A 12,562-nucleotide genomic window follows, 5' to 3' on the forward strand; every position below is an offset into this window, starting at 1 on the left:
TTTTGTTAGTTAGCATAGAAAGCCGCTTCTGCTTTTTTCTTCTTCTTTTCAATGTAGGCCGAAACAAAAATACTCAGCTCATAAAGCAAGAATAATGGCGTAGCAACGATCAACATCGTCATAATATCAGGTGTTGGTGTAACGATCGCAGCAATAATCAGGATAATAACAGCTGCGTACCTTCTGCTTGATCTCATCAACTTTGGTGTCATTAATCCCAGTTTTGACAGGATAAAAATGATTACCGGAAGCTCGAAAATAATACCTGTGCCTAAAGTTAGGGTAGCAACTGATGAAAGGTATGAATCAACCGTAAAAGTATTTTTAATTTCAGCACTTACAGTATAACCTGTTAAAAAGTTAACCGATAACGGACATACAACAAAGTACCCGAAAAGGATACCAATAATAAAAAGGACCGAAGCGAAAAATACAAACCCACTAGCCGATTTACGTTCCTTTTCATGTAATGCAGGCTTAACAAAACGCCAGATTTCCCAAAGAAGATAAGGAAAGCCAACTACAATACCACACATTACACAAACGTTTAACTGTAGGTTAAACTGTCCGGCCATTTCAGTATTGATAATTTCACCGTTGATTTTGGTGATACACATGTCTTTACCCAGTGATGGAAAATGTTCTACCAGTTTACACATCATACGGTAGGTCCAGAAGTCTGGCTTTTTCGGACCAAAGATTATTTTATCCAGGATCTCTTCATTGAAGTAAAAAGCGATACCCGTAAATACGGCAACGGCAATTACGGCTCTGATTAAATGTTTACGGAGAACATCCAGGTGATCGAAAAAAGACATTTCTGCCTCTAATGTGGTGCTCTTTTGCCCGATAGCTTTTGTAAGTAGATTTTTTTTAGTGTCGCTCATGTTGAAAACAAAAATACCATTCTATTTGAATAGAATGGTATTTACGTGTTAAATATAGAAATAGTTTATATTATTCTGAGAAATGGTTTAATATATTGACAAATTCAAACTTAAAGTTAATTGTAATGTCCTCTTAACTAATAGATTTTAATAATTTGTTCAGTTTCTGAGACTGCGTAAATAATTCTATGTTCTGAATTTATTCTCCTAGACCACTTACCTGCTAGATTGTATTTTAGCGGCTCTGGTTTTCCAATGCCTTCAAATGGAGAATTATTTATAGCAACTAGAAGACTATGAATTTTCTTTTGTACAATACTATTTCCTGATTTCTTCCAAAAATCTAAATCGTCGTTAGCTTTTGGAAGAAAAACTATTTCCATAAGTTATCTAAATCAACTTTTGTGAAGTTCCCTTCTATGAAGTCCTTATCCCCTTGTAAAATTTTTTCTACAAATTCTGGGTTATAAGGCTTCTCCTTTTTTTCAAAAGAAATCTTCATGGCTTTTAATACCTGCTTTACTGCGTTTAATTGGGCCTTATTTTCCGGATGTACAATTAATGTTTCCATAATTCAAATTTACTGAAATAAATTTAAAATTTTTAATAAAGAAAAATCCCATTCTGTTTTACCAAAATGGGATTTAAAAATTTATAGTAATTTATATTATTCAATAAATTCGAACGTTTCCATAAATTTCGTGGTGAAATTTCCTGCCCTGAAGTTAGGATCTTTCATCAATTGTAAATGGAAAGGGATAGTTGTTTTAATCCCTTCGATTACGAATTCGCTCAATGCACGCTCCATGGTGCAAATGGCCTCTTCGCGGGTTTGCGCTACGCAGATCAGTTTAGCGATCATTGAATCGTAGTTAGAAGGAATTGAATATCCTGCATAAACGTGTGTATCCACCCGAACACCGTGTCCACCCGGAGAGTGGAAATTGGTAATTCTTCCTGGTGATGGACGGAAGTTATTTGCCGGATCTTCTGCATTGATACGACACTCGATGGCATGCATTTCTGGCGTATAATTTTTACCCGAAATCGGGATTCCTGCAGCTACTTTAATCTGTTCTTTAATTAAATCGAAGTTGATCACCTCTTCGGTAACCGGATGTTCTACCTGAATACGGGTATTCATTTCCATAAAGTAGAAGTTACGGTGTTTATCAACCAAAAATTCGATTGTTCCTGCACCTTCATAATTTACGGCCATTGCACCTTTAATGGCGGCTTCACCCATTCTTACGCGGAGTTCATCAGTCATAAATGGAGAAGGAGATTCTTCTACCAGTTTCTGGTGACGGCGTTGAATAGAGCAATCGCGCTCTGATAAATGGCAGGCTTTACCAAATTGATCTCCGATAATCTGGATTTCGATGTGGCGTGGATCTTCGATATATTTTTCTAAATATAAACCATCGTTACCGAATGCTGCGCCAGATTCCTGACGGGCGCTGTCCCATGCATTTTCGAAATCTTCATCTTTCCAAACCACACGCATCCCGCGGCCACCACCGCCGGCAGTTGCTTTTAGGATAACCGGGTAACCCATTTCATTCGCAATTGCAATACCTTCTTTAACGCTATTAAGTAAACCTTCTGATCCTGGGATAGTTGGTACACCTGCAATTTTCATGGTTTCTTTTGCAGAAGCTTTATCGCCCATGCCGTTAATCTGCTCAGGAGTAGCACCAATAAATTTGATGTTATATTCGCGGCAGATGTTAGAAAATTTTGCATTTTCCGACAAGAAACCATAACCTGGGTGTATGGCGTCGGCATTGGTTAATTCTGCTGCCGAAATAATATTCGGGATATTTAAATAAGAATCTTTACTAGGTGGGGGGCCAATACAAACAGCCTCATCAGCAAAACGTACGTGTAAACTCTCGCGATCTGCGGTAGAGTAAACAGCAACCGTTTTGATGCCCATTTCCTTACAGGTACGGATAATACGCAAAGCGATTTCTCCCCTGTTGGCAATTAGTATTTTTTTAAACATAATTTTTTAATTGATGATTATACCGATGATACGATTACACTGCTCATTGAACGTAATATAACCGATAAATCAAATTTTAAATTAAATGCCATGGTTCGTGTCGCCACGAACCATTTATATTTTTTCAGTTTGTTAAATACAATACTGAAGATCATCACAATTTTACGGTCTTTCGGTTCGTGAAAACAGAGGCCGAGGCGTAAGAATCTGTGAAATAAGCTTCTAAATAGGTTCTACTAAAAATAACGGTTGGTCGTATTCTACCGGTGATGCATTATCAACCAGGATTTTAACGATACGGCCAGAAATTTCGCTTTCGATTTCGTTGAAAAGTTTCATTGCCTCAATAATACAAACTACTTTACCTGCACTAATCTCGTCGCCAACGTTTACAAACATTGGTTTATCCGGACTGGCTGAGCGGTAGAAAGTACCAATCATTGGTGATTTAACGGTTAGGTATTTTGAAGTGTCTTCTGCTGCAGGTACAGCAGGTGTTGCTGCAACCGGAGCAGTAGGAGCTGTAGCAACTGGTGCAGCAGCCTGTACAAGCGGAGCTTGTGGTACGGTAGCATGCACAACTGTTGGTGCTTGGTTTGTTTTGATCGTGATTTTGAAGTTTTCTTGCTCAATAGCAACTTCATTTACTCCAGAACGAGAAACAAATTTAATCAGTTCCTGTATTTGTTTGATATCCATTTTTTAGGCTAGTTATGTAAAAAATAGTGTTTATTGAATTAACTAAGTTATACTTTTTTTGTTTTATTTTTCTTTGCAACCATTTAAGGTTGATGGTTTAATAGTTGATAGTTAATGGCTTGATACTTTATCAGGCAGCCGATTAACTCCAAACTCCAAACTCAATTACTTGGTATCGTAAGCCCATTTAAGGTAAATCGAACCCCAGGTAAAACCACCACCGAATGCAGCTAAAACGATGTTATCGCCTTTTTTCAGCCTGCCTTCCCACTCCCATAAACATAATGGAATGGTTCCGTTGGTTGTATTTCCGTAACGTTCGATATTAATCATTACTTTATCGGTGGTAACGCCCATGCGGTTTGCAGTAGCATCGATAATGCGTTTATTGGCCTGGTGAGGTACTAACCATGCAACATCATCAGCGGTTAGGCTGTTGCGTTCCATAATTTCGGCAGCAACATCAGCCATATTGGTTACGGCGAATTTGAATACCGTTGGCCCTTCCTGGTGCGCAAAATGCTCTCTTGCATCAATGCTTTCGTGTGTAGCAGGTTTAACAGAACCACCGGCTTTCATGCCCAGAAAATCTCTTCCGGCGCCATCTGTTCTTAAGATAGAATCCTGAATGCCAAAACCCTCTTCGTTTGGCTCTAATAAAGCACAGCCACATCCATCACCAAAAATGATACAGGTTGTACGGTCTTCGTAGTTAATGATTGACGACATTTTATCACCTCCAACTACCAAAACTTTTTTATGCCTTCCTGATTCGATAAATGATGCCCCTGTAGCAAGTCCGAAAATAAAGCCAGAACAAGCGGCCTGCAAATCGTAACCCCAGGCATTTTTAGCGCCGATTTTATCTGCTAAAACGTTTGCTGTAGCAGGGAAAGTAAAATCAGGAGTAGTGGTGCAAAAGATAATCAGTTCAATTTCACTTGCATCAATACCTCTCTTTTTAAGTAAACCATTTACGGCATGAACCGCCATATCGGAAGTACCTAAACCTTCTCCTTTTAAAATTCTACGTTCTTTTATTCCCGTTCTGCTGGTAATCCATTCATCCGAAGTATCAACCATGGTTTCTAACTCTGCGTTTGTAAGCACATAGTCGGGAACATAACCATTTACTGCTGTAATAGCAGCGTGAATTTTACTCATTTTAAGAATTTTAATAAATTATTTAAATGCCATTCTAATTTTTTCTACCAATCCGGTGGTAATCATTTCCCTGGATTGTAGAACCATATTTTTAACAGCTAAGGGACTGGAAATTCCATGTCCGATAACAACTGGAGCGTTAACGCCTAAAACCGGACTTCCACCGTACTGTTCGTAATTAAAACGATCGAAGAACTCATCTTTAAGTCCTTTTTTGATGGTAAGCACATAAAACGATTCTGCTAATTTAAGCATTACGTTTCCGGTAAAGCCATCGCAAACAATTACATCCGCTTTATCATTAAACAAATCCCTTCCTTCAACATTACCAACAAAATTGAATAAATTGGTATCTTTCATTAATGGGAAAGTGGCCATGCTAAGCATGTTTCCTTTCTCATCTTCTTCACCAATGTTCATTAAGGCTACTTTAGGATCGTTGATCTGCAAAAGATTTTCTGCATATAAACTGCCTAAAACGCCAAATTGTAGTAAAATATCAGGTTTACAGTCGGCATTTGCACCTACATCTAAAAGTAAGCCTGTGCCGCCTTTAATTTTTGGAAGAATTGTACATAAACATGGGCGGATAATGCCCGGAATGGTTTTAACGCTAAAAACAGCGCCAACCAACATGGCTCCAGAATTACCTGCACTTGCAAAAGAGTCGAGTTTACCTTCTTTTAAAAGGTTAAAACCAACTGCTATGCTCGAATTCGGTTTCTGAACGATTGCTTTGGTGGGATGTTCGCCCATACCAATTACTTCATCAGTATGAACGTATTCAAAATGATCTGGATTAAAACCTTCTTCTGCGAGGATGGGTTTAATCTGTTCGGTATCGCCAATAAGAACTAAATGCTCTCCAGCGTTAAGCGATTGATGAGCAGCTATTGCTCCCAAAACAATTGCTTTGGGAGCATAGTCTCCGCCCATTATGTCGAGGCCTATTTTCATAGAAAAAATCTGTTTGTGTTAAGTCAGGTGTAATCCTGAATTTTTCAGTGGACTAAGGTATGACTAAAGCCGCTGAAAACACAAACAATTTTTTAAGAAAATTACCCTATCTGAGTATTTTCGATAACCAGTTTACCGTTGTAGTATAAGTTACCATCAACGTTATAAGCACGGTGAGGTACGTGGATAGCACCTGTTGCCGAGCATGTTGCTAAAGAAGGAGTAACAGCTTTATAGTGCGTTCTTCTTTTATTTTTTCTCTGTTTCGAGATCTTCCGTTTTGGATGTGCCATTGCTGTATAATCTAATTATTTTTTTAACTTATTAAGGGCTTCCCAACGTGGGTCGCTTGTTTGTTCATTTTCTTCTGCCTGCTTTTGGATAGATAACTGATTTAAGCGATCAATCATTTCCTGATCGCAATCTTTACCTGCCTGCTCGCAGTTTTTGATATAAGGTACCGCTACGTTAATCATTTCGTATAAAGGGCCCGATATATCAATTTCGGTATCTTTACGGCTTAGCGAGATAATTTCTTCATCATCGCTTTCTAACTCATCTTCAGCAAACTTTACAATTTGCCTTTCATAAAGGTTTACAGGTAAAGAAAACTCAGATAAACATTTATCGCAATCTAAATTAACTGTACCAATAACTTTGAATTTTAAAAGCAACATAGTCTCTTGTTTCTCAAGTTCCAGGTCTACCTTTAAATTTCCACTTTTAATTAACGAGTACTCAAACGCATTAAAAAAGGCATCATCTAGCTCATAATCAAACTGATGAGATCCCAATTTTAATCCGGTAAACGGTAATGAAAATTGTTTTAGTGGGTTCAAAGTACTGTAAAATTTTAGCCTGCAAATGTAGGGATAAAAAAATTAGATTAAAAATGTTTTTTAAAAATTGTTGGCGTTAATCAAACAGGTTTTCAGAATGTTAATCGAAATACTGTAAGACCTTGCAGATTTTAAAAACCTGCAAGGTCTGTAAGAAAGTTAATCGGCCAGCACCATCTCCTTGTTATTTCTGCTCCATTCGCTCCATGAGCCTACATAAAGTTTGGGTATTGGTAAACCTGCATAATCCATAGCTAAAAGGGTATGGCAGGCCGTAATGCCCGAGCCACAATGTACAATTACATTCTCGGGTTTAACATGAGCCAAAGCTTCAGCATATTTTTCTTTCAATATTTCGGGAGCCAGGAAAGCACCTGTAGCATCTAAATTTTCGGTATAGGGAATATTTGCCGCACCAGGGATGTGCCCTGCAATTAAATCGATAGGTTCGGTGAGGCCCGCAAAACGGTTGGCATCACGCACATCGATTACGATATAATCATCGGTTTTAGCTACTTTTTCTACTTCGTTGATATCGGATAACGGTAAGTTCCAGGCAGTGGTTTCGTATTTTTCAACGGATTTTGGAACCTCCACTTTATCGGTGGTTGGGAAACCTGCTTTTACAGCCGCCTGGAAGCCCCCGTCAATAACCTGTACTTTTTCATGACCAATGGCTTTTAGCATCCACCAGAGCCTCGCAGCTGCGTTACCGCCGTTTTTATCATCGTACACAATCACATGGCTGTGCCTGGTGATTCCGAGTTTTTGCAATACCAAGGCAAATTGTTCTGCTGTAGGTAAAGGATGACGGCCGCCAATTGCGAAGTCTTCAATATGCGCCAAATCGTCATTCACATCAGCAAAAAGGGCACCCGCCAAATGTTGTTCGTCGTATCTGGTTTTTGAACCAGCACTTGCATCGATCATTACGATTTCATCGTCTTGGTTTAACCAGGTTAATTCGGCTGGTTTGATAATGGGTGATAGTTTATTTTCCATATTCAATTTTGTTTATCCATAATTAAACCATACGGTACTTGCACCGTTGGCTTTCGCATATTCTAAAAATTTCCTGAAATTTCGAAGGTCCTGCCCAAAATTATTGCCGATATAGCCTTCGCCTTTATCAATGTCAAAGTCGGTAAAATAGTAATCGTAACCCAAGGTATCGCGGCCATGGCTATTTAACTTACCGTTCAGGTTTCCAAAATGAGAAAGCTTTTTAATCAGGGTTTCTATTGTTTCGAGTACAATACCTATGTTTCCTTCAAGTTTTTCTTTACTTGTGGCCATTTGTTCAAAAACCGTTTGTTTCTCTTTTTCTGTTTCGGCAGCAAATAACCTGTAGTCTGTATATTCCTCATCCCAATAATCTTCCATATCGTATAAAACCGAAATGTTGGTATTGGTGAGCTGGCTTATCTGGTCGAGTTCGGTTTCTGCATTAATAACATTTTTCCTCGACATGAGGTTGCAGAAAGTTCTGCTTAGGCTATGTTGATTAAAATAATCAGAATGATTGTTAAGGTTTTGAAGGGAGAATAATTCCTCCGAGTTATCTGTGATGAGGTGAATGTCAAGTCCCATAATTAGGTTTTTGGCTCAATTTTCTGCAATATAAGAGATTTAGGAAATCGGGCCTAATGTGATTTTTTCCACAGCAAAGCCCATAATCCCAATACCGGGCCAATGGCCAGTACCATATAAAGATATTGAACATTAAGCTGTTTTGATAAAAGGTTGACTGCCTGAATACTGATAATGGTGATGGCAAAACCGATGCAATTTACCAATGTTAATGATGTTCCCCTTAAACTTTCAGGTGCATTTTTAGCAATTAATGAAGAAAATAATGGCGAATCTGCAGTTCCAGATAAACCCCAGCAAAATAAAAAGATCAAAAAAGGATAAACTGAACCATTATAAAGAAAAATAGGTGAGAGCAGGCAGCATAAGCCAGAAATTGCCAGTGCGATGGTTGCTATTCTTTTTGCACCAAATTTTTGTGAGAGCAAACCGCCAATCATACAGGATACTCCACCTGATGCAATAACCAAAAATGAAAATAAGGGGATGTTTAAGTTAGAAAAAGGATGTTTGCTGTTAAAAAATAACAACATACCAGGTAAAAAAGCCCAGAAAGTATAGAGTTCCCACATGTGGCCGAAATAACCGAAAGCTGCTGACCGGAAGCCTGGATTTTTAAAGCCATCAAAGCAGGAACGGACGTTGAATTTCTGTCCGGCTGTTCTAAACGGGCCATTAGGTACCAAAAATAAAATTGCTAGTGCACCGGTTACCGATAATGACGAAGTAGCAAAAATTACATATTGCCAGGGGAAGTTTGCTGTAAATGTTTTTAATAAATGGGGAAATGCGGTGCCAAAAACCAAAGCGCCAACTAAAAAGCCTAATGATTTGCCCAATCCATCTTTATAATAATCGGAAGCAATTTTCATCCCGACCGGGTAAATTCCGGCCAGCATAAAACCGGTTAAAAAACGGAAAAGCAATAATAAATGTACATCAGATAATTCGAGGCATACGCCCAGATTAAACAATGCTGCAGCAATTCCACAGATAAAGAACACTTTTGAGGGTGAAAAAATATCTGAAATGGCAAAAAAGGCGAATACCAATGTTCCGCTAATAAAGCCGAACTGCACCATACTGGTGAGATTGGCCAATAGATTTGTTTCAGTTGGGAAACTTTTAACAATATCTGGTAATACCGCATTGCCAGCAAACCACAACGATGTACAGAGAAACTGTGCAACAACAATTGTAGGGAGAATATAATTGGTTTTTTTAGTGCTGCTCATTTTGAATTTGATGCACAATTTTAACTAAAATAAACCTGATAGTAGTGGAAATACTTTTTTGTTTGCAGCAACTTTGAATATGCTGTCATGCTGAGGTACGAAGCATCTGCAACCTATAAAACAGATGCTTCGTGCCTCAGCATGACAGAAGTTTAAAAAATATTGAGCACCAGAAAAGTCAGGGGTCGGATGTCCGAAGTCAGGGGTTTAGTTTGCTATAACCCAACGTTTACTTGCTTTGGTCTTTCGTCTTTTTGCTTTAAAAACCTTACACCTCTCTACCCTCAGCCTTCTACCTTAAGAAGCATCATCTTTAATATCAAACTGTGTTTCTACAACTTTACCGCCTGTACGTAACTGATTGCCCAGCATTTCTTCCTGCTCTCTACGGTTTTTCACAATGTGGATGGCCGAAAATAAAGCCTCAGTAAAAGAAGTAGAATCTGCAAGGTCTTTACCTGCAATATCGTAACCAGTCCCATGATCGGGAGAGGTGCGTACAAAGTTTAAACCAGCCGTATAGTTTACGCCATTGTGGAAAGCCAGTGTTTTAAAAGGAATTAACCCCTGATCGTGATACATGGCCAAAACTGCATCAAACTGTTTGTAGCTGCCGTTACCGAAAAAGCCATCAGCAGGGTACGGACCGAAACAAACAATGCCTTTATCGTAGGCTTCCTGAATGGCTGGTGTAATAATTTCAGCTTCTTCGGTGCCCAATAAACCATTGTCGCTGGCGTGTGGATTTAGGCCTAAAACAGCAATTTTTGGTTTTTCGATCCAGAAATCTTTTTTCAGACTTTCGTTAATCAGCTTTAATTTACTGATGATTTTATCTTTTGTAATCGCTGCAGGAACATCTTTTACCGGAATATGGCCGGTAACTACCCCTACACGTAAATTTTCGCTAATCAGGAACATCAGCACATCTTTGCTTCCGCTTTTTTCCTGTAGATATTCGGTATGGCCTGGAAAAGCAAAAGTATCAGATTGGATGTTGTGTTTGTTAATTGGAGCGGTAACCAGTGCATCAATATCGCCATTTACCAGGTCGGCAGTGGCGCGCTCTAATGATAAAAGTGCATACTTGCCACCTGTTGCAGTAACCTGCCCCAACTCGATTTTTACATCTTCTTCCCAGCAATTAATCATGTTAGCTTTTTTTGGCTGCGCCTGATTGGCATGATTAATCACATTAAAACTGAAATCGCCCAGGTTATTTGCCTTTCTATGAAAAGATGAAACCTTGGTATGGCCATAAACAACCGGCGTGCAATAATTTAAAATAGCAGGATTGGATAATGTTTTAATGATTACCTCTAAACCTATGCCGTTTACGTCGCCTATACTGATGCCAATTTTAAGTTTATCGCTCATAATTACTGGAAAATTTTAGCGCAAATTACTGATTTTCGTTTAAACAGGTGCTTACCGGATAAAAATTAGTTATTTTGTATCAAATAGAGTAGCCACGGAAACACGGTTTACACGGAAAAGAAATAGGGTTATCCTATCTTTCAATAGTATTTTTTCTGTGCCTCAGTGGCAAAATAAACGTAAAGATGAGTTTAGTAAAAGCAAAAAAACATTTAGGTCAGCATTTTTTAACTGACAAAGGCATTGCCAACCGCATTGTTGAGGCCTTGGTGAGTACCGATAAATACCATCAGGTTTTAGAGGTTGGTCCGGGGATGGGCATCCTGTCTGATTTTTTGTTGCAGCGGACAGATTTAGAAACTTATCTAATCGATATCGATACCGAATCTTTCCATTTTTTGAATGAGAAATATCCTCAGCTTGGCGACCGCCTGATTAACGGAGATTTTTTAAAACTCGATTTTGACGCTATTTTTCCTGATCAGTTCGCCATTATTGGCAATTTTCCTTACAATATATCTTCTCAGATCTTGTTTAAGATTTTAGATAACCGGAATAAAGTTGTAGAAATGGTGGGCATGTTCCAGAAAGAAGTTGCCCAACGTTGTGCTTCGCCTGCCGGAAGTAAGGAATATGGTATTTTAAGCGTATTTCTTCAGGCTTATTATAAAATTGAATACTTGTTTACTGTTAAACCGGGAACGTTTAATCCACCACCAAAAGTGCATTCGGCAGTAATCCGTTTAACCAGAAACGAAGTAGAGACTTTAGATTGCGATGAAAAATTATTCTGGCGTGTAGTGAAGGCCGGTTTTAATCAGCGGAGAAAAACTTTGCGTAATGCTGTTTCTGCGGTAATGCCAAAGGATAAAATGGACGATCATATCTATTTCGAAAAACGTGCCGAGCAGTTAACAGTTGCCGATTTTGTGGCTTTAACACAGCATGTGAGTAAGTTAATGGTTGGTTAAGCCCATATTCTTGTTGTCATTGGTAATGTAATGAAGAATCTGTTTCATTGGATGCAGATGCTTTGTGACTCAGCATGACAGTGTTGAAAAAATAGCTGCGTAATCCCAAAATCTGTGCAATCATCCGCGAGGCGATTCTTGCAAAATCATGATCATTTTCATCTAATTTCTCCTTTTCTTTGCAGCATAATTTTAAACATCATGGTTAATTATAGCGAAATTTTTAGCGAACAGGGAATGGATTACCAAACCTATCGTGCATTGGTTGATCAACTTCTGTTAGAAGGAAAGGCTACTGGTGATGTAACTTACGATTTGCACTATACTAAAATGAACGTGCAAAGGATGAGCCGTGTAGATAAGACGGTTAGCTTAAATGAGGAGTTGATTTCTACCATTGATCATCTTAAAGAAAATTATAAGTTTTTAGTAATTACCGAAGGTTGGTGTGGCGATGCCGCACAAATTGTTCCGGTGTTCAATAAAATTGCTACGGCATCATTGGGTAAAATAGATTTGAAATTTGTTTTACGTGATAAAAATCTTCCCTTAATTGATTCGCATTTAACTAATGGCGGAAGGGCTATTCCGGTTTTAATTGTATTAAATGAATCAGCAGACCAGGTTTTAGGTACCTGGGGACCGAGACCACAAATTTTACAGGATCTTTTAAAGGAGTGGAGAAAAGAAAGCACTGAAATGTCAATTTTAGCAGAAAAACTTCATGGCTGGTATGCGAAAGATAAAACGCAGACCACACAGGCTGGGTTAAATGAGCTTTTGAAAGGATTGAGGAGTTAATTATATAGAACAATCGTCATCCCGACTGTAGCGA

Annotated in this window: 15 protein-coding genes; 2 read left to right on the forward strand and 13 right to left on the reverse strand. The window is 38.6% G+C overall.

What is annotated here, in order from left to right:
- Positions 1-5 precede the first annotated feature (5 nt).
- The 13 genes from tatC to pdxA all read right to left on the reverse strand — a co-directional run bounded on the left by tatC (position 6) and on the right by pdxA (position 10,756).
- Complete coding sequence (gene tatC / locus R2R28_RS11095; protein WP_316825743.1) at positions 6-887, reverse strand: twin-arginine translocase subunit TatC; 882 nt, start codon at positions 885-887, stop codon at positions 6-8.
- Between the two features lie 137 nt (positions 888-1,024).
- On the reverse strand, positions 1,025-1,270 hold the full coding sequence (locus tag R2R28_RS11100) for a Txe/YoeB family addiction module toxin (protein WP_316825744.1): 246 nt from the start codon (positions 1,268-1,270) through the stop codon (positions 1,025-1,027).
- On the reverse strand, positions 1,261-1,458 hold the full coding sequence (locus R2R28_RS11105; RefSeq protein WP_316825745.1) for a DUF2683 family protein: 198 nt from the start codon (positions 1,456-1,458) through the stop codon (positions 1,261-1,263). Before R2R28_RS11105 ends, R2R28_RS11100 begins: the two co-directional genes overlap by 10 nt.
- A 96-nt stretch (positions 1,459-1,554) precedes the next feature.
- A complete protein-coding gene (gene accC, locus R2R28_RS11110) occupies positions 1,555-2,895 on the reverse strand; it encodes an acetyl-CoA carboxylase biotin carboxylase subunit (protein ID WP_316825746.1) in 1,341 nt (446 codons plus the stop codon).
- 222 nt (positions 2,896-3,117) lie between these two features.
- On the reverse strand, positions 3,118-3,594 hold the full coding sequence (gene accB / locus R2R28_RS11115) for an acetyl-CoA carboxylase biotin carboxyl carrier protein (RefSeq protein ID WP_316825747.1): 477 nt from the start codon (positions 3,592-3,594) through the stop codon (positions 3,118-3,120).
- A 165-nt stretch (positions 3,595-3,759) separates the two neighbouring features.
- Complete coding sequence (locus tag R2R28_RS11120; RefSeq protein WP_316825748.1) at positions 3,760-4,758, reverse strand: beta-ketoacyl-ACP synthase III; 999 nt, start codon at positions 4,756-4,758, stop codon at positions 3,760-3,762.
- Positions 4,759-4,776: 18 nt separating this feature from the next.
- On the reverse strand, positions 4,777-5,715 hold the full coding sequence (plsX, locus tag R2R28_RS11125) for a phosphate acyltransferase PlsX (RefSeq protein WP_316825749.1): 939 nt from the start codon (positions 5,713-5,715) through the stop codon (positions 4,777-4,779).
- A gap of 101 nt (positions 5,716-5,816) precedes the next feature.
- Positions 5,817-6,008, reverse strand: coding sequence for a 50S ribosomal protein L32 (rpmF, locus tag R2R28_RS11130; protein ID WP_025143959.1), 192 nt, complete (start codon positions 6,006-6,008; stop codon positions 5,817-5,819).
- 15 nt (positions 6,009-6,023) lie between these two features.
- Positions 6,024-6,554, reverse strand: a complete 531-nt coding sequence (locus R2R28_RS11135; protein WP_316825750.1) for a DUF177 domain-containing protein — start codon at positions 6,552-6,554, stop codon at positions 6,024-6,026.
- A gap of 159 nt (positions 6,555-6,713) precedes the next feature.
- A complete protein-coding gene (locus R2R28_RS11140; protein ID WP_316825751.1) occupies positions 6,714-7,556 on the reverse strand; it encodes a sulfurtransferase in 843 nt (280 codons plus the stop codon).
- Between the two features lie 12 nt (positions 7,557-7,568).
- On the reverse strand, positions 7,569-8,144 hold the full coding sequence (locus tag R2R28_RS11145; protein ID WP_316825752.1) for a hypothetical protein: 576 nt from the start codon (positions 8,142-8,144) through the stop codon (positions 7,569-7,571).
- 53 nt (positions 8,145-8,197) lie between these two features.
- Complete coding sequence (locus tag R2R28_RS11150; protein WP_316825753.1) at positions 8,198-9,379, reverse strand: MFS transporter; 1,182 nt, start codon at positions 9,377-9,379, stop codon at positions 8,198-8,200.
- Between the two features lie 297 nt (positions 9,380-9,676).
- Positions 9,677-10,756: a 4-hydroxythreonine-4-phosphate dehydrogenase PdxA gene (pdxA, locus tag R2R28_RS11155; RefSeq protein WP_316825754.1), complete on the reverse strand. Its 1,080-nt coding sequence runs from the start codon at positions 10,754-10,756 to the stop codon at positions 9,677-9,679.
- A 185-nt stretch (positions 10,757-10,941) separates the two neighbouring features.
- Between pdxA and rsmA the strand changes: the two genes are divergently transcribed.
- Entirely contained in the window at positions 10,942-11,727 is a 786-nt protein-coding gene (gene rsmA, locus R2R28_RS11160) for a 16S rRNA (adenine(1518)-N(6)/adenine(1519)-N(6))-dimethyltransferase RsmA (protein ID WP_316825755.1), read from the forward strand.
- A 201-nt stretch (positions 11,728-11,928) separates the two neighbouring features.
- Positions 11,929-12,528, forward strand: a complete 600-nt coding sequence (locus R2R28_RS11165; RefSeq protein WP_316825756.1) for a thioredoxin family protein — start codon at positions 11,929-11,931, stop codon at positions 12,526-12,528.
- The last annotated feature ends 34 nt before the right edge of the window (positions 12,529-12,562 follow it).

The sequence above is a fragment of the Pedobacter miscanthi genome, from assembly GCF_032678605.1.
Classification (GTDB): Bacteria; Bacteroidota; Bacteroidia; order Sphingobacteriales; family Sphingobacteriaceae; genus Pedobacter; species Pedobacter miscanthi_A.